Source organism: Peribacillus sp. NPDC097197 (assembly GCF_050278025.1).
GTDB lineage: Bacteria > Bacillota > Bacilli > Bacillales > DSM-1321 > Peribacillus.
On record NZ_JBNNST010000001.1, the window covers coordinates 93,263 to 119,488 of the forward strand.

A 26,226-nucleotide genomic window follows, 5' to 3' on the forward strand; every position below is an offset into this window, starting at 1 on the left:
ATAAGATTTTGGAAAGGAAGCGTTAATAAATGAGCATTTGGTTTACTGAGAAACAAACAGAGAATTTTGGTATTACGATGAAAGTGAATCGTACTTTACATACGGAACAAACGGAGTTTCAAAAGTTGGATATGATTGAAACTGAAGAATGGGGAAATATGCTTTTGTTGGATGACATGGTGATGACATCCCAACGCGATGAGTTCGTTTACCACGAGATGGTAGCCCATGTTCCTTTATTTACACATCCTAATCCAGAAAATGTTTTGGTCGTAGGAGGAGGAGACGGCGGAGTTATCCGTGAAGTTCTTAAGCATCCAAGCGTAAAAAAAGCTACACTGGTTGATATTGATGGAAAGGTCATCGAATACTCCAAGAAGTATTTACCTGAAATTGCAGGCATGCTAGAAGATCCACGTGTCGATGTGCAAGTAGGGGATGGCTTTATGCACATCGCGAAGAGTGAAAATGAATTCGATGTGATTCTTGTGGACTCCACCGAACCAGTGGGTCCTGCTGTAAATCTATTTACCAAAGGCTTTTATGCCGGCATCTCCAAGGCTTTGAAAGAAGACGGAATCTTCGTTGCCCAATCGGATAACCCTTGGTTTAAATCAGACTTAATCCGCGATGTACAGCGCGATGTGAAAGAAATATTCCCGATCACAAGCCTTTATTTAGCCAATATCCCGACGTATCCAAGTGGGCTGTGGGCATTCACGATCGGTTCTAAAAAATATAATCCGCTTGACGTTCCAGACGAGCGTTTCCACGATATAGAAACAAAATACTATACAAAAGAACTTCATAAAGCAGCTTTCGTCCTGCCTAAATTCGTTCAAGATTTAGTGAAATAAGGGGGCATGAACATGCGATTCGATGAAGCGTACTCAGGCAATGTATTCATTAAAAGCCATCCGGACTTCGAGGAATCCGAAGCGGTGCTTTATGGTATGCCGATGGACTGGACAGTCAGCTTCCGTCCGGGTTCCCGTTTTGGCCCAACAAGGATTCGAGAAGTTTCAATCGGCTTGGAAGAATACAGCCCATACTTAGACCGTGAATTGGAAGAAGTGAAATTCTATGATGCTGGGGATATCCCATTGCCTTTCGGTAATCCGCAACGCAGTATCGATATGATTGAAGAATTTGTAGACGGTGTGCTTGATGCCGGTAAATTCCCATTGGGCATGGGGGGAGAACACCTTGTTACATGGCCTGTCATAAAAGCCATGTTTAAAAAGTACCCCGATATGGCCATCATCCATATGGACGCCCATACAGATTTGCGGGAGGATTATGAAGGAGAGCCACTTTCCCATGCTTCCATCATCCGAAAATCAGCAGAGCTTATCGGGCCAAGTAATGTTTATTCATTTGGAATCCGTTCCGGGCTAAAGGAAGAATTTCAATGGGCAAGGGAAAATGGCATGCACATCTCTAAGTTTGAAGTGCTTGAGCCCCTGAAGGAAGTATTGCCGCAATTAGCGGGTCGTCCGGTTTATGTGACGATAGACATCGACGTGCTTGACCCTGCGCATGCGCCGGGTACAGGGACCGTCGACTGCGGTGGCATTACGTCCAAAGAGCTTTTAGCTTCGATCCACGAGATAGCCCGTTCAGAAGTGAATGTGGTTGGCTGTGATTTAGTAGAAGTGGCCCCGATTTATGATCCATCTGAACAAACGGCGAATACGGCAAGCAAGCTGATTCGTGAAATGATTCTTGGTTGGGTTCAAAAGGGTTAAATATGATAGGGGAGGCTGTTCCTGCATTTTAGCGGGAATGGCCTTTTTAGTATGTATTCGGGAAATATCATCGCTTTCCCTTCGTAATTAAGAGCTTGTCTTGCGTTACATTCAAATGAATTGCATACTAAGACAAGATATGAAACTTTATTTTCCGCTCCAAGTTGAAACTTCATTGAAGAATATTTATACTTATAAAGTTAAGAACGAGATGATGAAGGAAGTGTAGCTTTGACTCTTCATGATATAGATAAGCAGAATGTTAAAGTGACATTGCAGACAAAAATCAGGCATGGCTCTGAAACGGAAACGTATGAGCTCGTCACTTTTGGTACAAGGATGTATAAAGGGTCCGATTTGTATTTGCAATATGCAGAGGAAAATGAAGCCGGCAAAACGCAGACAACCATTAAGCATAAAACGAACGAAACGATTCTGCTTAGGAACGGTGCCGTTAAAATGAGACAGCTTTTCCGCTTGCAGGAAGCGACAAATGGACATTATGAAAGTATATATGGCAGGTTGGGGCTATCGACGACCACAAAGAAAATTCAGCATCAATGGGATGAAAAGAAAAAGGAAGGGAAACTGATCCTTCACTATGCACTACATATGCAGGGAAGCGAACCCGGGCAATATGAAATGACGATTTCCTACAAGGAGGAAGCTTAGAACATGAATATAGTAAATGAGGTACAGGAAAAACTGAAACAGGAAATTAAAGATGCGGTTATTAAAGCTGGTTTGGCAACGGAAGAACAGGTTCCCCAAGTAGTGTTGGAACTTCCAAAAGATAAGGCACACGGAGACTACTCCACGAATATGGCGATGCAATTAACGAAAATCGCAAAAAAAGCACCGAAAATGATTGCAGAAGCAATCATCGAGAACTTTGATCAGTCCAAGGCATCCATTGAAAAAATTGAAATCGCAGGCCCGGGATTCATAAACTTTTACATGGATAATGCTTATCTGACAGAGTTGGTTCCAGTGATTCTGAAAGCAGATGAAGCCTATGGCGAAAGCGATTATGGTAAAGGCGAAAAAATCCAGGTGGAGTTCGTATCCGCAAACCCGACTGGTGACCTTCACCTTGGTCATGCGCGTGGTGCTGCTGTTGGTGACACGTTATGTAATGTTCTATCAAAAGCGGGATACGACGTTTCGCGCGAATACTATATCAATGATGCAGGTAACCAAATCAATAACTTGGCAATTTCAATCGAAGCACGGTACTTCCAAGCACTTGGCCTTGATAAAGAAATGCCTGAAGACGGTTACCGCGGCGAAGATATTATCGGGATTGGTAAAACGCTTGCGAAGGAATATGGAGATAAGTATGTTAACGTCGATGAAAAAGAACGTTATGACTTTTTCCGTGAGTACGGATTGAAATGTGAAATGGCTAAGCTGAAAACGGACTTGGAAAATTTCCGTGTCGGTTTTGATGTGTGGTTCTCGGAAACGTCCCTTTATCAAAATGGGAAAATCGACGAAGCACTAAGCGTTCTGAAGGAGAGAGGCCATGTTTATGAAGAAGACGGGGCAACTTGGTTCCGTTCAACAGAACTTGGCGATGATAAGGACCGCGTTCTTATCAAAAAGGATGGCTCCTACACATACCTGACACCGGATATTGCGTACCACCGCAATAAATTGGAGCGTGGATTCGACACCCTCATCAATATTTGGGGAGCGGATCACCATGGTTATATTCCACGTATGAAAGCGGCAATCGAAGCGTTAGGCTATAATCGTGAGCAGCTTGAAGTGGAGATCATTCAGCTTGTTCATCTATTCAAAGATGGCGAGAAAATGAAAATGAGCAAGCGTACCGGTAAAGCGGTAACGATGCGCGACTTGATTGAAATGGTCGGCCTGGATGCCACACGGTATTTCTTTGCCATGAGAAGTGCGGACACACATATGGACTTTGACCTTGATCTAGCTGTATCACAATCCAATGATAACCCGGTCTATTATTCACAATATGCTCATGCCCGTATTTCAAGCATCTTGCGTCAAGGTGTGGAACAAGGGATTAGCTATGAAGGCATCACTGATTTTACTGCTCTTTCTACGGAGAAGGAATTCGAGCTATTGAAGAAATTAGGGGAATTCCCACAGGCAATCGCGGAAGCAGCCGAAAAACGGATGCCGCACCGCATGACGAATTATATTTTCGACCTTGCTTCTACATTCCACAGCTTCTACAATGCGGATAAAGTATTGGATAGTGAGAAAATGGATAGAAGTAAAGCTCGTCTTGCTCTAGTGAAATCGGTTCAAATTACGTTGAGAAACGCACTGGCACTAATCGGCGTTTCTGCACCGGAAAAAATGTAATAAGAAAAAGCGGTCGTTTCCCGTGAAACGGCCGCTTTTTTATTTAATGAAAACAGATCCCCCGCTTACTCTTTTCACTCCACGGATTCTAGACATCTCTTCAATCAATTTCAGCATCGCCTGATCCTTCATTTTTGCTTCAATCATGAAATCAACATCCTTCCCCAACTCCGTGAGTGCTTTTAGGAGGGGCATAATGAAGGCTATATCAATATAATCGGCATGTGAACGAAACGCACTGGCTGACTTTGGGGAAGAAATATGGATTGTAGGGACCGAATTGCTGTCTTCCCATGTAGTGTAGACATCGGTGAGTAGCTCGTTAAGCGGCTCCACGGATAGATTGGCAAGATGGTGATGATAATCAAAGACGAAAGGAATGCCTTCCCGCTTACATACACGTAACGTTTCGGAAGCTGTATAGGTCTTATCATCATTCTCCAGGGTCATCCTTGCTTTTACATGTTCAGGGAGCGACCTGAGGTTGTCGTGAAAGCGAATGATTGCTGAATCTTTATCACCGTAGGCGCCGCCAATATGGATATTGATGAAGGATTGGTCTGCAATGCCCATCGCTTGAAGCATTTTATAGTGAAATTCCATATCCTTCACGGCATTTTCTGTAATGCTTGGTTTCGGGCTAGTGAAAAGCGTAAATTGGTTCGGATGAAAGCTGACCCGCATGTTGTTCGCCAATACCCAATCCCCAAGTTGTTTCCATTCTTTTGCAAAAGGGGTGACAAAATCCCATTTTACATCCGGGTGAGTCGCCAAGGGAACGATGGAACTGGAAAGTCGGTAAAGCTCGACCTGATGGGCCGTATTATACTGAAGGACCCGCAATGTGTTCTCGATATTTTGTTTGGTCACCTCCAATAGCTTTTGCCTTCCTTCTTCCTGACCAAGCTCGTTATATCGTTTGAAGGTCAGGGTCTTTGCAGGGGAGGCCTCCCAAAGACAGGTTGCATTGGATACAAATCCGAATCGTATTTTCATTTTCTTCTCTCCCATTACCCGATTTTTAAAGAAAAGGGGAAAGGATGGCAGCTAGTGATTCTTTTGCTGAACGTAAGATATTAGGGGAGGAGAGTGTCTTTTCCGCTATTGGGTTAGATTCAGCAATGTCGATCGCCAATTCATCCTTCACATCTTCTATGCAGCGGCGGTCATATATTAAACAATTGATTTCGCTATTCAGGAATAAACTCCGTTTATCAAAGTTTGCCGTACCGATATCACACATAATATCATCGATCAATATCACTTTAGAATGGTAGAACCCTCTCTGAAATTGCATGATGGAGGCGCCTTCTCTTAATAAAATTCTAAAGTAGCGGAATGATGCCTCTTTAACTAGGGCATGGTCCGAAACGTCCGGAACGATGACGGTGACCGCTACCTTTCTGGAAAGGGCTTCCCTTAATGCTTCAAACAATTTATGGCTTGGGATGAAGTAGGGTGTCCCAATAATAATTTCCGTATCAGCTTTTTGAATCAGGTTTATCAGAGTTTGTTCAAGGTCGCTTCCATTAGTCACGATGAACTGTTGAGCTTGTGAGCCAGGAACTAATTCAGGAAAATAGGCGGGAGTCCCCCTGAAATCTTCTTTTGTATCATAAAACCAATCAGAAAGGAAAACTTCCTGTAAATCCTTCACTCCTTCCCCCGTGATTTTCAGGTGGTAATCACGCCAAGGGTTTAGCTTTTCTCCTTGATTAATATATTCCTTCCCAATATTAAAACCGCCCAGATACCCAATCCTTCCGTCAATGACGGTGATTTTCCGGTGATTTCTTCTTTGCGTGGAATAGAAAAGGAAAGGGGTCTTCGGTTTAAAGCTATATGAAAAGTGAACATTGCTTTTCTTTAATTCTTGAATGGACTGCCGGGACATTTTTTTACCTCCGACCCTATCTACCAACAGCCTTACCTCCACACCCGATTCTGCCTTTTTTTGAAGCAACTTCAAAAAGTCATTGCTAAATTGATCCTCTTTCACGATATAAAAAAGAATATGTATGGACTCCTGGGCCCGTTCAATTTCTTTCAGGAAATCTTCGAATAGGATTTTCCCTGATGTAAAGACGGTCATTTCACTTTTACGGGGCGGGAAAGTGATGTTCGTTGCCCGCTTTACCTGCTGCTTATAGCCTAATTTGAAATCAACCCAGCACCAAGTGAGGATTAACATTAATATAGAAAAAAACGTAACGAACACCTTCAACACGATCCCCCCTTAATGGTTTAAGTTAGTTTGACTCAAACAACCTATTTGTAACCATTAATTAAGTACAAGAGAAAGTGGATTTTTTTAAAAAATAAGAAGGGTAATTGACGGAATTGTCGAACTTTACTAGTGGGTGTAGAAAAATAACAATATTTACAAAGAAAAAAGTTGACTGAATGCTCATTCATTATATAATGGAGATAATCAAATTTCAGGAAAATGCCATTTTTTCTATAATTTTAAAGTGGTGATCTGGCATTTTTACACGATTCACGAATATATAAAAGGGGGAACGCATGCAATGGAAATGAATGGCCTGCTGTGGATTAACTTAATTGCATTTTTACTTGTAACCGCTTACGCTGCTGGATTATTTGTCTATTTAATCAGGACTCGAATGGCCTATATAAAGCTTGGCAAAAAGGTGGAATTCGATAATCGCGTCAAAGAACGGCTGGTTAAAATTGGGGTTTATGTATTCGGACAAAAGAAGCTCTTTAAAGACAAGAAGAGCGGGATCATACACTCTATGTTATTTTATGGTTTCATCTTAGTACAATTTGGAGCCATTGACTTTTTTATCAAAGGGTTAAAGCCAGGATGGCATTTACCGTTTGGTCCGGTATACCCGGCGTTCACTTTCTTTCAGGAAGTCGTGACACTCACGGTTCTTGTTGCAATCTTATGGGCAGCATACCGCCGTTATGTAGAGAAACTTGTTCGATTGAAAAGAGATTTTAAAGCAGGGTTGGTCGTCATTTTCATTACCGGAATCATGGTTACCGTATTAACAGGTAATGGAATGGGAATGATTTGGCACGGTCATGATGCAACATGGTCAGAACCCGTAGCATCCAGCATTGCGTTTTTATTCAACTGGATCGGACCGACCGCAGCGACTGTCGTGTTTTACGTAGCTTGGTGGTTGCATTTGATCATCATATTATCGTTCCTTGTCTATATCCCGCAGTCCAAGCACGCTCATTTAATTGCTGGACCCGTTAATGTATTCCTGAATCGTTTGGATAATCCGGGTAAGCTGAAGCCGGTCGATTTAGAGGAAGAGATTTTGGATAAAGAAGGAAATCAATATTATGGTGCCAAATATATCGAAGACTTAACGCAATATCAAATGATTGACCTATATGCCTGCGTAGAGTGTGGTCGCTGTACGAATATGTGTCCGGCCACAGGTACGGGAAAAATGCTATCGCCGATGGATATCATTATCAAAATGCGTGATCACTTAACGAATACAGGGGCAGCCGTTACGACTAAGCAACCTTGGGTTCCGTCTTTCGTATTTGGAAATACAAAGGGCAACCAAATCGCTTTAGCGAGTGCGGGGCAGGGGGCGCAGGAGTCTGCAGCAGCAACCGAGGCCTATAGCGCTAGCCTTATTGGGGAAGTCATCACGGAAGAGGAACTATGGGCATGTACAACGTGCCGGAACTGTGAAGATCAATGTCCGGTCATGAATGAACATGTTGATAAAATCATTGATATGCGCCGTTACTTGGTGCTGACGGAAGGTCGTTTGGATCCCGATGCCCAACGTGCGATGACAAACATCGAACGCCAAGGTAATCCTTGGGGATTGAACCGTAAAGAAAGAGAAGACTGGATAGGTTTACGTGACGACGTTGTCATCCCAACCGTCAAGGAAATGAAAAAAGCGGATGAGGAATTTGAATATTTATTCTGGGTAGGCTCGATGGGGTCGTATGATAACCGAAGCCAAAAAATCGCCCTTTCTTTTGCTAAATTAATGAATGAAGCTGGCGTCAAATTTGCCATCTTAGGAAATAAGGAGAAAAATTCGGGCGATACTCCTCGCCGTCTAGGAAATGAGTTTGTTTTCCAAGAACTGGCCATGAAAAATATCGAAGAATTCCAGAAAAACGATATCCAAAAAATCGTGACCATCGATCCGCATGCATATAATATCTTCAAGAATGAATATCCGGACTTTGGACTGGAAGCGGAAGTGTACCATCACACGGAATTACTTGCTCAGCTTGTTAAGGAAGGAAGACTGGTACCGCAATTCCCGGTCAATGAAACGATTACCTTCCATGACTCCTGTTACTTGGGAAGATATAACGATGTATACAGCCCACCACGTGAAATCTTGCAATCCATTGAAGGCGTCAAACTTGTCGAGATGGAACGTAACCGTGAGAAAGGAATGTGCTGTGGAGCTGGGGGCGGCTTGATGTGGATGGAAGAGGAAACGGGTAACCGAATTAACGTTTCCCGTACCGAACAAGCTCTTGCAGTAAACCCAACTGTTATTAGCTCAGGTTGCCCATACTGTTTGACGATGTTGTCGGACGGGACGAAGGCAAAAGAAGTTGAAGAGAATGTGAAAACGTATGATGTTGCCGAATTACTCGAAAAGGCAATCCTGGGAGATAGTAAGCCAGTAGCGTCTTAAGTTAAATAGAATTGCCTGCTTCTTTTAAATGAATACATTCACTAGAAGCAGGCAATTTCTCTTTTATATAAACTAAATATTTTAATTTTTGTAAAAAATATGTAAAATGGAATTAAGCGCTTTCAAATTTTTTTTATACGGACATCGAGCGAGCGTTCAATCAATTTACCTGAGGAGGAAATGAATAATGACGAAAACAGTGATCATTAGCGGTGTGAGAACACCTTTTGGTAAGTTCGGCGGGGGCCTCAGCAGTTTGACAGCCTCACAGCTTGGTGGAATAGCAATCAAAGAAGCGGTTGAACGGGCAGGGATTGATGGAAGCAAGGTAGGCGAGGTCATTATGGGGAATGTGCTCCAAGCGGGGCAAGGGCAGATCCCTTCTCGGCAAGCAGCACGTAATGCAGGGTTACCTTGGGAAGTGAAAACGGAAACGATAAACAAAGTTTGCGCCTCAGGTCTTCGAAGCGTGACATTGGCAGATCAGATTATTCGCTTAGGGGAGGAAGAAATCATCGTTGCCGGTGGAATGGAATCGATGAGCAACGCACCATACATTCTCCCGAAAGCGAGATGGGGACTACGGATGGGCGATGGTCAGCTGAAGGATACGATGATCTCGGATGGCCTTAGCTGTAGCTTTACAGGCGTACATATGGGGACGTATGGAAACAGTACAGCTGCAGAACTGGAGCTTACGCGTGAGCAGCAGGATAGCTGGGCTTATGAAAGTCACCAAAAGGCCATTAAGGCAATCGATGCCGGAATTTTGGCTGAAGAGATCATTGCCGTAGAGGTTCCGGTAAGAAAAGGAACGCCTATGACGATTGAGCATGATGAAGGCCCAAGAAAAGATACATCAGCCGAGAAGCTGGCCAAATTAGGTCCGGCCTTTAATAACGAAGGGACCATCACGGCTGGAAATGCCCCAGGGGTCAATGACGGAGCGGGAGCCCTTGTCTTAATGAGTGAAGAACGTGCAGAAAAAGAAGGGGTAACGCCTTTTGCCTATATTTTGAGCCATGCAGAAGTGGCTGTGGAAGCCAAAGACTTTCCCAAAACACCTGGTTTGGTCATCAATGAACTCTTGAAAAAGTCCGGTAAATCCATCGAGGACATAGATTTATTTGAAATCAATGAAGCCTTTGCCGCTGTCGCCCTAGCCAGTGGGAAGATTGCGAATGTCAATCCTGAAAAAGTAAATGTAAACGGTGGTGCCGTAGCATTGGGACATCCGATTGGGGCTAGTGGAGCCCGCATCATCATCACGCTTATGCATGAATTGAAACGTCGCGGCGGCGGATTGGGCATTGCAGCCATTTGCAGTGGCGGCGGTCAGGGAGATGCCATTTTAATAGAAGTGCCAACGCAGGGAAAATAGATTGCTAGATAACTAAGGAGGGATTTTGGATGGGCATTCAAAAGGTTATGGTCATTGGTGCAGGGCAAATGGGTTCTGGTATTGCCCAGGTATGCGCAATGAGCGGCTATGATGTTCTATTGCATGACTTGAAAGAAGAATATGTAGAAAAGGGATTAGGTACGATTACCAAGAACCTTTCCCGACAAGTAGAAAAAGGAAAACTGCCTGCTGAAGATAAAGAGGCAACGTTATCCCGGTTGACAGCATCAACGGATTTGAATCAAGCGAAAGATGTGGATTTGGTCATTGAAGCAGCCATTGAAAATATGGAAATCAAAACGAAGCTTTTTGCCCAATTGGATGAAATCGCCCCGAAGCATGTCATACTGGCGACCAATACGTCATCGCTTCCCATTACGGAAATAGCTGCTGCGACAAAAAGGCCGGAGAAGGTGATCGGCATGCATTTCATGAATCCGGTTCCGGTCATGAAGCTGGTCGAGATCATCCGTGGTCTTGCTACAGCAGACGACGTATATGAAGAAATTGAGGAAATGGCAAAGTCCTTAAGTAAGGTCCCGGTCGAAGTGAATGATTTTCCTGGATTCGTTGCGAACCGGATACTGATGCCAATGATCAATGAGGCGGTTTATACCCTATACGAGGGTGTAGCAACCAAAGAGGCGATCGATGACGTCATGAAGTTAGGCATGAATCATCCCATGGGACCACTTACACTCGCGGACTTCATTGGCCTGGATACATGTTTATACATAATGGAAACCCTCCATGATGGGTTAGGGGACGACAAATACCGTCCATGTCCGTTATTGAGGAAATATGTAAAAGCAGGTTGGCTTGGTAAGAAGTCAGGACGTGGTTTTTATGAATACAGTTAGTCTTCAGGTAGAGCAAGGGCATCAGGGGAGGAATGTAGGGATGGATTTCCAATTCACAGAAGAGCAGGAAATGATGCGCAAGATGGTCCGTGATTTTGCCGAAAAGGAGATAGAGCCCCATATAGAATCGATGGAAAGAGGGGAGTTTCCCAAAAAGATCCTCCGTAAAATGGGTGAACTTGGACTGATGGGTATCCCGATCCCAGAGCAATATGGTGGAGCAGGGATGGATTTCATGTCTTATATCATTGCCATCAATGAAATTTCTAAAGTGAGCCCGACTCTGGGTGTCATACTTTCGGTCCATACTTCCGTTGGCACGAATCCAATCGTTTACTTCGGAACGGAAGAACAGAAAGAGAGGTTTGTCCCGAAGCTTGCTGCAGGTGAATACTTAGGTGCCTTCTGTTTGACGGAACAAAGTTCAGGATCCGATGCTGCGAGTTTGAAAACAAAAGCCGTAAAGGAAGGCGAGACCTACCGGCTGAACGGTTCAAAGGTATTCATCACAAATGGAGCGGAGGCAGATGTTTACATTGTATTCGCTTCCACTGATCCGAGTAAGAAAAGCAAGGGCATTTCTGCCTTTATCGTAGAAAGAGGAACACCTGGCCTTATTTTCGGGAAAAATGAGCGGAAAATGGGACTTCATGGTTCCAGTACGGTACAGGTAACCTTTGAAGATATGAAAATACCAGCTGGGAATCTCCTTGGTAGCGAGGGCGAAGGGTTCAAAATTGCGATGGCCAACCTGAACGTTGGAAGAATAGGCATTGCTTCTCAAGCCCTCGGTATTGCCGAAGGCGCCATGAAACATGCTGTCGAGTATGCAAAGAGCAGGGTGCAATTCGGCAGACCGATTGCCATGCAGCAAGGCATCGGGTTCAAATTGGCCGAAATGGCCACGAACATCGAGGCTTCCAGGCTATTAGTCTATCAAGCGACCTATCTTCAGTCGCTTGGGTTACCTTGTGGCAAGGAGGCATCGATGGCAAAGTTGTTTTCATCGAAGACGGCTGTAGAAGTGACAACTGAGGCCATTCAGGTATACGGAGGGTACGGGTATACAACGGAATACCCGGTAGAACGTTACTTCCGGGATGCCAAGGTGACGGAAATTTATGAAGGAACCAGTGAGATACAAAGGATCGTCATTAATAAACATCTCTAAAACCAAGAAGATGGGGGACATGGATATGCAATTTAAATTAACGGAAGAACATGAAATGATCAGGAAAATGGTGCGTGATTTCGCTGAAAATGAAGTGGCTCCAACAGCAGCCGAAAGAGATGAAGAAGAACGGTTTGACCGTGAGATTTTTGATAAAATGGCTGAACTTGGACTGACCGGAATTCCATGGCCAGAAGAATACGGGGGCATCGGAAGCGATTATCTCGCGTATTGTATCGCAATCGAAGAACTATCCCGTGTATGTGCCTCTACGGGTGTTACGCTTTCGGCCCATACATCCCTTGCCGGTTGGCCAATCTATAAATTTGGTTCGGAAGAACAGAAACAAAAATACCTTCGCCCGATGGCTCAAGGTGAAAAAATCGGTGCATATGGTTTGACGGAACCAAGCTCAGGGTCTGATGCCGGTGGCATGAGAACGACTGCAAAGCTTGTAGGAGATGAATACATCATCAATGGTTCGAAGATTTTCATCACGAACGGTGGTATCGCCGATACGTATGTAGTATTTGCATTGACAGATCCGGAGTCTAAACAAAAAGGAACAAGTGCCTTTATTGTCGAGAAGGATTTTCCAGGCTTCAGTGTAGGTAAAAAAGAGAAAAAACTCGGAATTCGTTCTTCACCGACAACTGAAATCATTTTTGATGAATGCCGTGTACCAAAAGAAAATCTTTTGGGAAAAGAAGGCGAAGGGTTCAAAATCGCGATGATGACTCTTGATGGCGGACGTAACGGAATTGCCGCTCAGGCAGTCGGTATTGCCCAAGGAGCCTTGGATGCGGCGGTTGGTTATGCAAAAGAACGCGTCCAGTTTGGAAAACCTATTTCCGCACAGCAGGGAATCGGTTTTAAATTGGCGGATATGGCGACAGGTGTCGAGGCTTCGCGACTCTTAACGTATCAAGCGGCTTGGCTGGAGTCAGTGGGCCTCCCTTATGGAAAGGAATCCGCCATGTCGAAACTTTTTGCCGGGGACACAGCCATGAAAGTAACAACGGAGGCTGTTCAAGTGTTTGGCGGGTATGGATATACAAAAGATTACCCGGTTGAACGCTTTATGCGAGATGCAAAGATCACCCAAATTTATGAGGGAACACAGGAAATTCAAAAACTGGTCATCTCAAGGATGATAACTAAATAGAGTTGAAACCAGGTTTTCCGGAGAGGCCCTTCCGCCTCCCGGAATACCCTTTTCATTTTTCTGAAAGGCTCCCTGAAGGTGAAGGGTGAGCTTTCTAAAAGGGGTTTAAGAAATGGAAAAAAGAGAAGTTCAAGCGTCTGTCAAGGATGAGAGGCTGATCGAGAAAAGGCGTAAGCAGATGATTAAAGGTGCCGTTAACCTATTTAAAGAGAAGGGGTTTCACCGGACGACAACAAGGGAGATTGCTAAAGCATCCGGTTTTAGTATCGGTACGTTATACGAGTATATCCGGACGAAGGAAGACATTCTATATCTCGTCTGTGACTTTATTTATGATGAGGTCCGGGAGAAACTTCAGAGGGAAATCGAACAGAGTGATGGGACGCTAGACAGCCTGAAACTGACAATCGCCTATTTTTATCAGGTAATGGATGAGATGCAGGATGAAGTATTGGTCATGTATCAAGAGGTGAAAGCCTTGACCAAGGATGCCTTACCATACGTTTTAAACAAGGAAATCGAAATGGTGGGCATGTTCGAAAAGGTCATCACCAATTGTGTCAAGAACGGGGAGCTTCACTTGACGAAGCAACAGATCAGCCTCGTCTCCCATAACATTTTCGTTCAGGGACAGATGTGGAGTTTTAGAAGATGGGCTTTACACAAAAGATTTACGCTTCAAGAGTATGTTGAAATCCAAACAGAATTATTGACCCATAGTGTATCGATTCAGAAACATGCTGATATCAATTCATTTCAATAAGGAGGAGTCAAATGAGTACAATTGAAGTGTATCAACCTAAAAACCATATTCGGTTCGTGACGGCTTCGAGTTTATTCGATGGCCATGATGCATCCATTAACATTATGAGAAGGATTCTTCAGGCAAGCGGGGCGGAAGTCATTCATCTAGGCCATAACCGCTCGGTCGAGGAAATCGTGAATGCAGCGATTCAAGAGGATGTCCAGGGTATCGCGATGTCATCCTACCAAGGTGGGCACGTGGAATACTTTAAATATATGTATGACTTATTGAAAGAAAAGGGAGCCGAACACATTCGAATATTCGCTGGTGGCGGCGGTGTCATCTTACCAAGGGAGATTCAGGAACTACATGAATATGGGATTGCCCGTATCTTCTCTCCTGATGAGGGCCGCGAGTACGGGCTACAGGGAATGATCAACGTTTTGATGGCAGAGTGTGACTTCTCGACAGTAAAGCCATCCTTGCAGGACCGTTTTGATGAACTGATTGCAGGAGAAACGAGTGCGGTTGCCCAATATATCACCTGTGCAGAAAATAGGCTCGACGCCGCCCAGGAATCAGCCGCAACAGTAGAAAGTCTCCTTGAACAGGTCAAGACATCAGAAAAACAGGTGCCGGTGCTCGGCATTACAGGAACGGGAGGAGCTGGGAAAAGCTCACTGACTGATGAGTTGATCCGACGTTTCCTCAATGAAATTCCGGAGAAGAATGTGGCGATCCTTTCGGTCGATCCGACAAAACAAAAAACTGGCGGGGCGTTGCTTGGTGACCGGATCCGAATGAACGCCATTTTTTCCAATCGAGTCTATATGCGAAGCTTGGCGACTCGCCATTCAAAAAGTGAGCTCTCACTCGCCATTCAAGATGCCATTTCAGTGGTCAAGGCGGCAGGCTTTGATTTAATCGTCGTAGAAACGAGTGGAATCGGCCAGGGAGATGCGGGCATTACCGAGATTTGCGATGTGTCCATGTATGTCATGACAAGTGAATTCGGAGCCCCTTCACAGCTTGAGAAAATTGACATGATCGATTATGCCGATTTGATCGTCATCAATAAATATGAGCGTAAAGGGTCTGAAGATGCTAAAAATCAGGTTCAGAAACAGTATCAAAGAAGCCATACTTTATTTGATCGAGACACTTCCGAAATGCCTGTATATGGTACCATCGCCTCGCAATTCAATGACCCAGGCACGAATGCTTTATTCGCCGTTCTTATCGAAAAGTTAAACGAAAAGGCCGGGACGAATTGGAGCACGACTTTTTCAAAAGAAGCGGATGTCTACAAGCAGAATGTCATCATTCCAACTGACCGGCGGTACTACTTACGTGAAATCAGTGAGACGGTCCGGAATTATCATAAGCAGGCACGAGAACAAGTCAAACTGGCAAGAAGATTGTTCCAGCTGGAAGGGGCGATAGTGGCGGTCAAGGAAAATGGGTGTGAGGAAGCTGTCGTGGAGTCACTTGAGGCATCGAAAAAAGAAACCGTTTCCAAGTTATCGGCCGAATCGAAAGCCATCCTGGCTGGCTGGAACGAGTTAAAAGAGAAATATTCGGCCACCCAGCTTGTCACGAAAATCAGGGATAAGGAAATCGTCACCGACCTAAAGACGAAAAGTTTGTCCGGGTTAATGATCCCAAGGGTTTCCCTTCCTAAATACGAAGACTATGGGGAGATACTAGGGTGGGTCTATCGAGAAAATGTACCTGGGCATTTCCCGTATACGGCCGGAGTTTTCCCATTCAAACGCGAGGGGGAGGACCCCAAGCGCCAATTTGCCGGCGAAGGGTCACCGGATAGAACGAACCGTCGTTTTCATTACCTATCTAAAGATGATGATGCGAAACGCCTGAGTACCGCCTTTGATTCGGTTACGTTATATGGGGAAGACCCTGATTACCGGCCGGATATTTACGGGAAGGTAGGAGAGAGTGGCGTCAACATCTGCACGTTGGATGATATGAGGAAATTGTATGCCGGCTTTGATTTATGCGCCCCATCCACGTCGGTGTCCATGACGATCAATGGCCCTGCGCCCATTATCTTGGCCATGTATATGAATACGGCAATCGAACAGCAGGTCCGCCTGAAAGAAGGGGAATTAGGCCGTTCGCTCACAAAGGAAGAATATGAACAAGTTCAGGATTATACGCTTCAAACGGTCCGTGGGACAGTTCAGGCTGATATTCTCAAAGAAGATCAAGGGCAAAATACCTGCATCTTCTCTACCGAATTTGCCTTAAGGCTGATGGGGGACATCCAAGCATATTTCATAGATAAAAAGGTCCGGAATTATTACTCGGTTTCGATTTCCGGCTATCATATCGCAGAAGCGGGAGCCAATCCTATTTCCCAATTGGCTTTCACGTTGGCGAATGGTTTTACGTATGTTGAATATTACTTAAGCCGCGGCATGGATATCAATGACTTTGCTCCAAATCTGTCATTTTTCTTTTCCAACGGCCTTGACCCGGAATATACCGTTATCGGAAGGGTCGCGAGACGAATATGGGCGACAGTCATGCGTGATAAATATGGTGCCAATGAACGAAGCCAGAAGCTAAAATACCACATCCAGACATCGGGACGTTCCCTACATGCACAGGAAATCGACTTCAATGATATACGGACAACGCTACAGGCCTTAATGGCCCTGCAAGATAATTGCAACTCGCTTCATACCAATGCATACGACGAAGCCATCACTACACCTACAGAAGAGTCTGTACGCCGTGCCATGGCCATTCAGATGATCATCACGAAAGAACATGGACTATCCAAGAATGAAAATCCGATGCAAGGTGCCTTCATAATTGAAGAGTTGACTGAACTAGTCGAGGAAGCCGTCTTGAGGGAGTTCGATAGCATTAATGATAGAGGCGGTGTGTTGGGCGCCATGGAAACCCAGTATCAACGAGGGAAGATTCAGGATGAATCCATGCATTATGAAATGAAAAAACATACAGGGGAACTCCCAATCATTGGGGTGAATACGTATTTGAATCCGAATCCCCCAACAGAAGAAGCTGTGAACAGCATGGAGGTTGCCCGAGCTACAAAAGAGGAAAAAGAAGGGCAAATCGCGAATCTTCGTGCATTCCAGGAAGAAAACAAGGAAAGTGTTGAGGAAGCCTTGAACCGATTAAAGGACACGGCAATGAACGGAGGAAATATTTTTGCCGAACTGATGACTTGCGTGCAAGTCGCGAGCTTGGGTCAGATAACAAGTGCATTATATGAGGTTGGCGGACAATACAGAAGAAATATGTAAAAGGGAAGGGGTATCCTTAAGGGATGCTCCTTTTTCAGAACCAATTTTCATCATTTTTCGGAAAATGAAACATTTACCTTATAAATTCCTTGAAAAGGGGCAAAGATGATGATTCACCCCTATCTGTGATTGGTAGAATCAAAACGAGGATACTGATGTTAAAAAATAAGGATTATTTCGCACATCAATCTCAAATCTTTTTTAACGTTATTTGTGGGTGCTTTTTCCCTTATACCTTCCTTGAAATAGATTTAGTTTTTATAAGCCAGTAGGGAAAATCTGTGAAAGTATCAGATAGAACTAGCATAAACCCATTTAGATTGTTTATAATGGATAATATGTCTAGCAGGAATTGTCGTTATTTTACCGAAATACTGTTTTAGATTATTTTTTTATGTGAAAAAACATGACTAGTCGTGTTCGAATAGAGAAGGGAAGTGCGGAACTTGAGTTTGAAAAAATACTCGAAAGAGCAAATTATGGAAATGTCCTTGATAGAAATCGCATATGAAGTGTTGGTTGAAAAAAACGAACCCATTCTATTTAAAGACTTAATGAGTGAAATAGCTTCACTTCAGCATTTATCAAAAGCGGAAGTGGCAAAGAGAATTGCCCAGTTCTATACGGATTTGAATGTAGATGGCCGATTTACTTCACTTGGGGAAAACCGCTGGGGATTGAAAACTTGGTACCCGGTTGACCAAATTGAAGAAGAAGTCGTGCACGTTGTTAAAGTGAAGAAGAAAAAGAAAGCGAAGAAAGCTGCAGTGGTCGTTGAAGACTTCGATGATATTGAAGACGAAGATCTTGATTTCGAGGAAGATATTGATGACTTGGATGAAGATGATGACGATGACGATGATGAAATCTTAGGCGGCGCAGTTATCGACGAAGTACTTTTAGAAGACGACGTGGATGATGACGACGATTTAGAAGAGGAAATTATTGAAGATGAAGTTTTCGAAATCGATGAAGACGAAGATGAAGAAGACGACGAAAAAGAGAAATAAATAATCGCCCCTTGACTTTTTAAGGCGAAATTTGTAGAATCATTTTTGGGCTCCTTAAAAAAGGACACAATCTTAAAATTATATCGCTCCCTTACTTTTTTGTAAGAGGAGCGTTTTTGTTTTTGATGATGGAATGTTAAAATGACATCATTTTTTTATTTTTACAATGAATACGCGTAAAGTGGTAAAAACTATAGATATCAGTAAAAAGTTCATGTTAAACACAGGGAACTTATCTAATTGGCATGCCAGGCATACCCCATCTTACCGTCCGAATTCTTGGTTACTTCTAAGAGATAAGATTGTAAGACCTGGTTTGTTCGTCTATATCTGCCGGAATAAACAAAGGCAGAAGGTTCAATGGAATCAAGAGAACGGCAGTTGATGAAAACATTCATAGGAGGATATGAGATGACTAAATATATTTTTGTAACGGGTGGAGTAGTTTCCTCTTTGGGAAAAGGGATAACAGCAGCTTCTCTAGGAAGGCTTTTAAAAAATAGAGGGTTAAATGTAACGATTCAAAAATTCGACCCATATATCAACTTGGACCCAGGAACAATGAGCCCATACCAACATGGTGAAGTGTTCGTAACGGATGATGGCGCCGAAACGGATTTGGACTTAGGTCACTATGAGCGTTTTATCGATATCAATCTTGGTAAACACAGCAATGTGACAACAGGTAAAATTTATTCAACCGTTTTACGAAAAGAACGTCGCGGAGACTACTTAGGCGGAACTGTTCAAGTTATCCCTCATATTACCAATGAAATCAAAGAACGGGTTTTCCGTTCAGGAAACGAAACGAATGCGGATATCGTAATCACTGAAATCGGTGGAACAGTCGGTGATATCGAATCTCTTCCATTCCTTGAAGCCATTCGTCAAATCAAAAGTGACATTGGAATCAATAACGTCATGTATATTCACTGTACTCTTGTTCCTTACATTAAAGCTGCCGGTGAAATGAAAACAAAACCAACACAGCATAGTGTTAAGGAATTACGCAGTCTTGGTATTCAACCGAATATCATCGTAGCACGTACTGAAAGACCGATATCACAAGATATGAAGGATAAGATTGCTTTATTCTGCGATATCGATAAAGATTCAGTAATCGAGTGTCTTGATGCGGATACACTTTATTCAATCCCGCTTGCCCTTCAAGCGCAAAATATGGATCAGATTGTGTGCGACCACCTACAACTAGATTGTGGAGTGGCAGAAATGGAAGATTGGAAAGAACTTGTTAAAAAAGTTACTTCTTTGACGAAGAAAACGAAAATTGCCCTTGTTGGTAAATATGTTGAATTGCAAGATGCATACCTTTCTGTTGTCGAAGCACTTAAACATGCAGGATACGCATTTGATGCGGACGTTGAAGTGGATTGGATCAATTCCGAAGATGTATCGAAAGAAAATGTTGCTGAATTGCTTAAAGATGCAGATGGAATCCTTGTCCCTGGTGGATTTGGAGATCGTGGAATCGAAGGAAAAATCGCAGCAATCGAATATGCACGTACAACGAAAACGCCGTTCTTCGGTATTTGCTTGGGTATGCAATTGGCATCCATCGAATTTGCACGCAATGTTCTAGGTTTGTCTGAAGCGCATTCAGCAGAAATCAATGCAGATACACCAGACCCAATCATTGACCTTCTACCAGAACAGAAAGATGTGGAAGACTTGGGTGGTACTTTACGTCTTGGTCTATATCCATGTAAGCTTATCGAAGGTACAAAAGCATATGAGGCATATAACGATGAAGTCGTATATGAACGTCACCGCCATCGCTATGAATTCAACAACCATTATCGTCAAGCCATGGAAGAGGCAGGATTCATCTTCTCTGGTACAAGCCCAGATGGCCGTTTAGTGGAAATCGTAGAATTGCAAGATCACCCTTGGTTCGTGGCATCACAATTCCATCCGGAATTCATATCACGTCCAAACCGTCCACAACCACTTTTCCGTGACTTTGTGGGTATGTCTTTGAAACATAACGAAAAATAATAAAAACAAAAAAACAGCCGTTTGGCTGTTTTTTTTGTTTTGGTCTAGAAGTCGGGTCAACCTTCGGATTCATCAACATATTCCTGTATGATTTCCTCGACCGTGAACTTAATCCCATGATAAGCAAAAAGGGCAGCGATGAGAGTCGGGTAACCGTAACGATTTCCCGTTTCATCCGGGATTAATCCACGTTGGATGCGTAAATCAATGTGGACATCCGCTAGCTCCACCAGTGTGGTTCGTTCGGATGGAACCACGGTTGAAACGGCAACGAAAGGTATGCCTTCCTGATGAAGTCGTTCAGCAAATTTGATGGCTTCTGGATCATCTGAGTGACGACTGAATAACAGAAGCCGATCCTCGTGGGAAATCCTACTATCATCTGTGTATCTTTTAGCTTTTGGAAAAGGTTCCTCCCCCTCGAGACTTTCCGCAACAACTCCTTGCATTTCCCCGAATCCATGAATGAAAACGGACCCATCTCCGACCACGGCCTGAGCTAATAGGCGTCCGGCATCCTCCATTTCGAAAGAATCCTTTTCCATGATCTTCTTAAATACACCACTTAACTGTGTAGAAAATATCTTCAACATATTTAGGAACTCCTTTAAAAAATAGTACCCCTATTATAAAGGACTTTTTGTTCCTTTAACAGATTTCCAGTCATTCGAGTCATTATCTGTCAGAAAGGTCATCCGAAAAATTAAAATCAATTTACTCTTATAGCAGGAATTTTGTTACAATTATTGAATATGAACATAGAGACATAGAACTCCAAAGAAGTTTTGCAGCAAGCCAAATTAATTACCCATAAGGGGGATCTATTATCTGATTCATTTTCACATTACAAATAGAGAACAGAGGTGGCTAAATGTCAGGGAAAATATTAATTGTCGATGACCAGTTTGGGATTCGAATTTTATTGAACGAGGTCTTACATAAAGCAGGGTATGAAACGTTTCAAGCTGCGAATGGCATTCAGGCTTTAGAAGTTCTTAACAATGATTCACCTGATCTTGTATTGTTGGATATGAAGATACCCGGTATGGATGGAATAGAAATCTTGAAGCGGATGAAAGCGGTCGATCCCGATATTCGGGTCATCATCATGACGGCGTATGGAGAACTTGACATGATACAAGAAGCAAAGGACTTAGGGGCGATGACTCATTTTGCAAAGCCTTTTGACATCGATGATATTAGAAATGCTGTCCGTGAATATTTACCCATCCAATCTAGTTAACTAGGTTTATGGATCTTTATCTCAATAAAGAAGCGTCACGGCATCTTCTTTAAGATAGCCGTGTTTTTTTTAGTGTGAAGCTTAAGTGATATGGTCAATTTGTTGCTGTTTTTTTCATGTATTGATATGCTAAACGAGTAGAGATATTCTGGTTATTATGTGTATGATGCTTTAGTTTTCGGGAATATCTAGATAGAAACAACTTTCAACAATACATTCATTATTAGGAGGAAATCAAATGCCTTTAGTTTCCATGAAAGATATGCTGAATAAAGCTCTTGATGAAAAGTATGCAGTAGGTCAATTTAACATTAATAACCTGGAGTGGACGCAAGCTATTCTGGCTGCTTCAGAAGAAGAAAAATCGCCGGTCATTCTTGGTGTTTCTGAAGGGGCTGCCCGTCACATGGGTGGATTCAAAACAACTGTGATGATGGTTCAAGGTTTAATGGAAGATATGAAAATCACCGTACCTGTGGCCATTCATCTTGACCATGGTTCTAACTTTGATAAGTGTAAAGAAGCTATCGAGGCTGGTTTCACTTCAGTAATGATCGATGCTTCCCATCACCCGATTGAAGAGAACATTGAAACGACTAAGAAGGTTGTGGAATTCGCTCACGCCCGCAATGTGTCCGTTGAGGCTGAAGTAGGAACAGTAGGTGGACAAGAAGATGACGTCATCGCAGATGGTGTCGTTTATGCAGATCCTAAGGAATGTGAACTTCTTGTTAAGGAAACGGATGTAGACTGCTTTGCTCCGGCATTGGGTTCTGTCCATGGTCCATATAAAGGAGAACCGAACCTTGGGTATAAGGAAATGGAAGAGGTTCGTGATCTAACTAAAAAACCGCTTGTTCTTCATGGTGGCACTGGTATTCCGACAAAAGATATCCAAAAAGCCATTTCACTGGGAACATCAAAAATAAATGTGAATACGGAAAACCAAATCGTTTTCACTAAAGCTGTTCGAGAAGTCTTAAATAGTAATGCGGATGTATATGATCCACGCAAATTCTTAGGACCTGGTCGGGAAGCAATCAAACAAACGGTCATTGGTAAAATTCGCGAATTCGGTTCCAATAACAAAGCTTAATTTTTTTAAAAGGTAATTTGTCCATCAGAGATTTTTTTGTTCTCTGATGGCGACATAGGAACAAGGCGGTATTGCCCTTCGTTCATCAAACCATTAAAATGCAGTGTACAAGCACGTAAAATTCATTTACATATGGAGGAACTTTTCATGAAATTCTTTATTGATACAGCTAATATGGAAGAAATTAAACAAGCTTACGAACTTGGTGTCTTAGGAGGGGTTACGACCAACCCATCGCTTGTAGCAAGAGAAAAAGGCGTTTCTTTTCATGACCGTCTAAAAGAGATTACAAGCCTTGTAAAGGAATCCGTCTCTGCGGAAGTTATCTCCCTTGATTTTGAAGGAATGATGGCAGAGGCAAAAGAACTAGTTTCCATTGCACCAAATATCACAATCAAAGTACCAATGACACCGGATGGCTTGAAGGCTGTTGCAGCTTTAACAAAACAAGGAGTTAAAACGAATGTTACCCTTATTTTCAGTGCCAACCAAGCGTTACTTGCTGCTAGGGCAGGAGCGACATATGTGTCTCCATTCTTAGGACGTTTAGATGATATCGGTCAAAATGGATTGGACTTAATCTCCGATATCGCAGACATCTTTACAATCCATGGCATCCAATCAGAAATCATCGCGGCTTCAATTCGCCATCCGATGCATATCACACAAGCTGCGTTAAACGGAGCTCATATCGCAACAATTCCTTATAAAGTGTTAATGCAATTATTCCACCATCCTTTAACGGATAAAGGGATCGAAGCATTCTTGAAAGACTGGAACTCTCGTACAGAAGCATAATGAATCCTACCGCTAAGTTGCAAAAGAATGCTGAGTATTGGATGAAAAAGAAAAAAATTAGAAATTTTTCTCATTTTTCTACATGACTTTTCTATTTTTGTGTAAACTAAGAAACTAGATAGTGAATGATGTCGGATTACGCAATTTTCTTGTGGTAAAATATTACTTTTATTTAAAATACAGCTTCTTGAGTGCTTAGCGTGGAAGGGAGTTCATTATGGAAAAACTTAAAATTGCCGGTGGTTATCCTCTTAAGGGGACCATTCGGGTCAGTGGTGCGAAAAACAGTGCTGTCGCTTTAATTCCTGCAACGATTTTGGCAGATTCCCCAGTCACGATAGAAGGCCTGCCGGATATCTCTGATGTACAGATGCTAAAAGAATTAATGGAGGAAATTGGCGGTACTGTTGTTTTTGACGATGGTGAAATGACTGTCGATCCCAGCAAAATGATTTCTATGCCTCTACCTAACGGAAAGGTGAAAAAATTGCGTGCCTCTTATTATTTGATGGGTGCGATGCTAGGGAAATTTAAAAAAGCTGTAATTGGACTGCCTGGAGGATGTCATTTAGGGCCTCGTCCAATCGATCAGCATATTAAAGGGTTCGAAGCACTAGGAGCACAAGTGACGAATGAACAAGGCGCCATTTATTTAAGGGCGGACGAGCTACGTGGTGCCCGTATCTATTTGGATGTAGTCAGTGTCGGGGCAACGATTAATATCATGTTGGCTGCTGTCTTGGCTAAAGGGCGGACCGTAATTGAAAATGCCGCAAAAGAGCCAGAAATTATTGATGTGGCTACCTTGTTGACCAATATGGGAGCGAAAATCAAGGGAGCCGGAACGGATATCATTCGGATTGATGGTGTGGATAGCCTTCATGGGTGCAAACATACGATTATCCCCGATCGGATAGAAGCGGGAACTTTCATGATTCTAGCTGCTGCTGTTGGTGAGGGCATATTGATCGATAATGTCATTCCCCAACATTTAGAGTCACTCACGTCCAAAATGCGGGAAATGGGCGTCGGAATTGAAGCGGGGGACGATCAAGTATTTGTGGCTCCTGGTCAGGTCCTGAAGTCTGTTGATATAAAGACCTTGGTTTATCCGGGGTTCCCGACTGACCTACAGCAGCCTTTTACGTCGTTATTAACAAAAGCAAGCGGTTCAAGCATGGTGACTGACACGATTTACGGAGCACGCTTTAAGCATATAGACGAATTACGCCGCATGAATGCAAAGATTAAAGCGGAAGGCAGGACGGGTATCATTAGCGGTCCGGTCCAACTTCATGGGGCAAAGGTCAAAGCGAGCGATTTGCGTGCAGGAGCAGCTTTGGTAATTGCAGGTTTAATGGCAGAAGGAATAACGGAAGTGACGGGTCTTGAACATATAGACCGTGGATATAGTCATCTTGTAGAGAAACTTTCTGGCTTAGGTGCAACGATCTGGCGTGAAAAAATGACAGAAGAAGAAGTGGAGCAGCTGAAAAGCTGATCCCTTTCTTATTGCCTTATTGTGTTACGTTATATGCTTTAATGTGCTATACTATTATATAAATAAAACATGTTTGCACATTGAGGGGGAACGAAAAATGGAAAGAAGTTTGTCGATGGAGCTTGTCCGTGTAACGGAAGCGGCTGCTCTTGCATCTGCGCGTTGGATGGGTAGAGGAAAGAAAGAAGAAGCAGATGATGCGGCAACAACGGCGATGAGGGATGTTTTTAATAGCATACCCATGCAAGGTACGGTCGTTATCGGTGAAGGGGAAATGGACGAAGCACCCATGCTTTATATCGGTGAGAAACTTGGTACAGGCCTTGGACCGCTAGTGGATGTTGCAGTCGATCCTTTAGAAGGAACGAATATCGTTGCCTCAGGCGGTTGGAACGCACTAGCAGTTTTGGCTGTTGCCGATCAAGGGAACTTGCTGCATGCTCCTGATATGTATATGGATAAAATTGCCGTCGGCCCTGAAGCGGTAGGCCTGATCGATATCAACGCATCCGTATTAGATAACCTTAAGGCAGTTGCCAAAGCGAAAAATAAGGATATTCAAGACGTGGTAGCTACGGTCTTGAACCGTAAACGCCATTCTAAAATCATCGAAGAACTTCGCGATGCGGGTGCCCGTATCAAGTTGATCAACGATGGAGATGTAGCCGGTGCCATTAATACGGCTTTCGATCATACAGGTGTTGATATTCTATTCGGATCTGGTGGAGCTCCTGAGGGAGTCATTTCAGCTGTAGCATTAAAATGTCTTGGAGGAGAAATCCAAGGTAAGCTTCTTCCTCAAAATGAAGAAGAAGTGAAACGCTGTGGGAAAATGGGACTTGATCTTGGTAAAGTCTTGAGAATGGAAGACCTTGTCCGTGGTGATGACGCGATTTTTGCTGCGACTGGCGTTACGGATGGTGAACTTCTTCGTGGCGTACAATTTAAGGCTCATCATGGCGAGACACAATCCGTGGTCATGCGTGCCAAATCAGGAACGGTCCGTTTCATCGATGGACGCCATATTCTGAAAATGAAGCCAAACGGCTTGATTAGATAAGACCATTTACTCTTGAATAGTTATGAGGGAAAGCGCGCGTGTTTCATGCACGCTTTCTCTTTTAAAAAATTAAGTTGAATAATTTAATTAAAAAAAGTAAAATAA

Annotated in this window: 21 protein-coding genes; 18 read left to right on the plus strand and 3 right to left on the minus strand. The window is 43.3% G+C overall.

Going from position 1 to position 26,226, the window contains the following annotated elements; all coding sequences use genetic code 11:
- The first annotated feature begins 29 nt into the window (after positions 1 to 29).
- The 4 genes from speE to argS all read left to right on the plus strand — a co-directional run bounded on the left by speE (position 30) and on the right by argS (position 4,094).
- Positions 30 to 857 (plus strand): spermidine synthase, encoded by an 828-nt coding sequence (gene speE, locus ACQKL6_RS00475; protein ID WP_402870241.1) that lies wholly within the window; start codon positions 30 to 32, stop codon positions 855 to 857.
- A gap of 12 nt (positions 858 to 869) precedes the next feature.
- Positions 870 to 1,748, plus strand: coding sequence for an agmatinase (speB, locus tag ACQKL6_RS00480; protein WP_402870244.1), 879 nt, complete (start codon positions 870 to 872; stop codon positions 1,746 to 1,748).
- A 231-nt stretch (positions 1,749 to 1,979) separates the two neighbouring features.
- Positions 1,980 to 2,420: a DUF1934 domain-containing protein gene (locus ACQKL6_RS00485; protein ID WP_427650231.1), complete on the plus strand. Its 441-nt coding sequence runs from the start codon at positions 1,980 to 1,982 to the stop codon at positions 2,418 to 2,420.
- 3 nt (positions 2,421 to 2,423) lie between these two features.
- Positions 2,424 to 4,094 carry an arginine--tRNA ligase gene (gene argS / locus ACQKL6_RS00490; RefSeq protein ID WP_427650233.1) on the plus strand — a complete coding sequence of 557 codons (1,671 nt, stop codon included), beginning with the start codon at positions 2,424 to 2,426 and terminating at the stop codon, positions 4,092 to 4,094.
- Positions 4,095 to 4,133: 39 nt separating this feature from the next.
- Here argS and uvsE read toward each other — a convergent pair whose 3' ends face one another.
- A complete protein-coding gene (gene uvsE, locus ACQKL6_RS00495) occupies positions 4,134 to 5,090 on the minus strand; it encodes a UV DNA damage repair endonuclease UvsE (RefSeq protein ID WP_402870251.1) in 957 nt (318 codons plus the stop codon).
- A gap of 25 nt (positions 5,091 to 5,115) precedes the next feature.
- Complete coding sequence (cls, locus tag ACQKL6_RS00500) at positions 5,116 to 6,312, minus strand: cardiolipin synthase (protein WP_427650488.1); 1,197 nt, start codon at positions 6,310 to 6,312, stop codon at positions 5,116 to 5,118.
- 316 nt (positions 6,313 to 6,628) lie between these two features.
- Between cls and ACQKL6_RS00505 the strand changes: the two genes are divergently transcribed.
- From ACQKL6_RS00505 to ACQKL6_RS00545, 9 genes are all read left to right on the plus strand, one after another.
- Positions 6,629 to 8,758, plus strand: coding sequence for a heterodisulfide reductase-related iron-sulfur binding cluster (locus tag ACQKL6_RS00505; protein WP_427650490.1), 2,130 nt, complete (start codon positions 6,629 to 6,631; stop codon positions 8,756 to 8,758).
- A gap of 187 nt (positions 8,759 to 8,945) precedes the next feature.
- Positions 8,946 to 10,139 (plus strand): acetyl-CoA C-acetyltransferase, encoded by a 1,194-nt coding sequence (locus tag ACQKL6_RS00510; RefSeq protein WP_402870253.1) that lies wholly within the window; start codon positions 8,946 to 8,948, stop codon positions 10,137 to 10,139.
- Between the two features lie 29 nt (positions 10,140 to 10,168).
- Entirely contained in the window at positions 10,169 to 11,020 is an 852-nt protein-coding gene (locus ACQKL6_RS00515; RefSeq protein WP_402870256.1) for a 3-hydroxybutyryl-CoA dehydrogenase, read from the plus strand.
- 40 nt (positions 11,021 to 11,060) lie between these two features.
- Positions 11,061 to 12,191 (plus strand): acyl-CoA dehydrogenase, encoded by a 1,131-nt coding sequence (locus tag ACQKL6_RS00520; protein ID WP_427650492.1) that lies wholly within the window; start codon positions 11,061 to 11,063, stop codon positions 12,189 to 12,191.
- Positions 12,192 to 12,216: 25 nt separating this feature from the next.
- A complete protein-coding gene (locus ACQKL6_RS00525) occupies positions 12,217 to 13,356 on the plus strand; it encodes an acyl-CoA dehydrogenase (protein ID WP_402954918.1) in 1,140 nt (379 codons plus the stop codon).
- Between the two features lie 112 nt (positions 13,357 to 13,468).
- Positions 13,469 to 14,119, plus strand: a complete 651-nt coding sequence (locus tag ACQKL6_RS00530; protein ID WP_402990503.1) for a TetR/AcrR family transcriptional regulator — start codon at positions 13,469 to 13,471, stop codon at positions 14,117 to 14,119.
- A gap of 11 nt (positions 14,120 to 14,130) precedes the next feature.
- Positions 14,131 to 17,397 carry a fused isobutyryl-CoA mutase/GTPase IcmF gene (gene icmF, locus ACQKL6_RS00535; RefSeq protein ID WP_427650235.1) on the plus strand — a complete coding sequence of 1,089 codons (3,267 nt, stop codon included), beginning with the start codon at positions 14,131 to 14,133 and terminating at the stop codon, positions 17,395 to 17,397.
- Between the two features lie 446 nt (positions 17,398 to 17,843).
- Positions 17,844 to 18,407: a DNA-directed RNA polymerase subunit delta gene (rpoE, locus tag ACQKL6_RS00540; RefSeq protein ID WP_427650237.1), complete on the plus strand. Its 564-nt coding sequence runs from the start codon at positions 17,844 to 17,846 to the stop codon at positions 18,405 to 18,407.
- 411 nt (positions 18,408 to 18,818) lie between these two features.
- Complete coding sequence (locus ACQKL6_RS00545) at positions 18,819 to 20,423, plus strand: CTP synthase (RefSeq protein WP_402954908.1); 1,605 nt, start codon at positions 18,819 to 18,821, stop codon at positions 20,421 to 20,423.
- A gap of 56 nt (positions 20,424 to 20,479) precedes the next feature.
- Here the strand turns inward: ACQKL6_RS00545 and ACQKL6_RS00550 are convergent, their stop codons facing one another.
- Positions 20,480 to 21,016 (minus strand): DUF2529 domain-containing protein, encoded by a 537-nt coding sequence (locus tag ACQKL6_RS00550; RefSeq protein WP_427591707.1) that lies wholly within the window; start codon positions 21,014 to 21,016, stop codon positions 20,480 to 20,482.
- Between the two features lie 278 nt (positions 21,017 to 21,294).
- Between ACQKL6_RS00550 and ACQKL6_RS00555 the strand changes: the two genes are divergently transcribed.
- From ACQKL6_RS00555 to glpX, 5 genes are all read left to right on the plus strand, one after another.
- Positions 21,295 to 21,666, plus strand: a complete 372-nt coding sequence (locus ACQKL6_RS00555) for a response regulator (protein ID WP_402870275.1) — start codon at positions 21,295 to 21,297, stop codon at positions 21,664 to 21,666.
- A gap of 238 nt (positions 21,667 to 21,904) precedes the next feature.
- Entirely contained in the window at positions 21,905 to 22,762 is an 858-nt protein-coding gene (locus tag ACQKL6_RS00560; protein ID WP_427650239.1) for a class II fructose-bisphosphate aldolase, read from the plus strand.
- Between the two features lie 147 nt (positions 22,763 to 22,909).
- Positions 22,910 to 23,560 (plus strand): fructose-6-phosphate aldolase, encoded by a 651-nt coding sequence (gene fsa, locus ACQKL6_RS00565; protein WP_427650241.1) that lies wholly within the window; start codon positions 22,910 to 22,912, stop codon positions 23,558 to 23,560.
- A gap of 217 nt (positions 23,561 to 23,777) precedes the next feature.
- Complete coding sequence (locus tag ACQKL6_RS00570; protein ID WP_403124169.1) at positions 23,778 to 25,061, plus strand: UDP-N-acetylglucosamine 1-carboxyvinyltransferase; 1,284 nt, start codon at positions 23,778 to 23,780, stop codon at positions 25,059 to 25,061.
- 97 nt (positions 25,062 to 25,158) lie between these two features.
- Complete coding sequence (gene glpX / locus ACQKL6_RS00575) at positions 25,159 to 26,121, plus strand: class II fructose-bisphosphatase (protein ID WP_402870284.1); 963 nt, start codon at positions 25,159 to 25,161, stop codon at positions 26,119 to 26,121.
- The last annotated feature ends 105 nt before the right edge of the window (positions 26,122 to 26,226 follow it).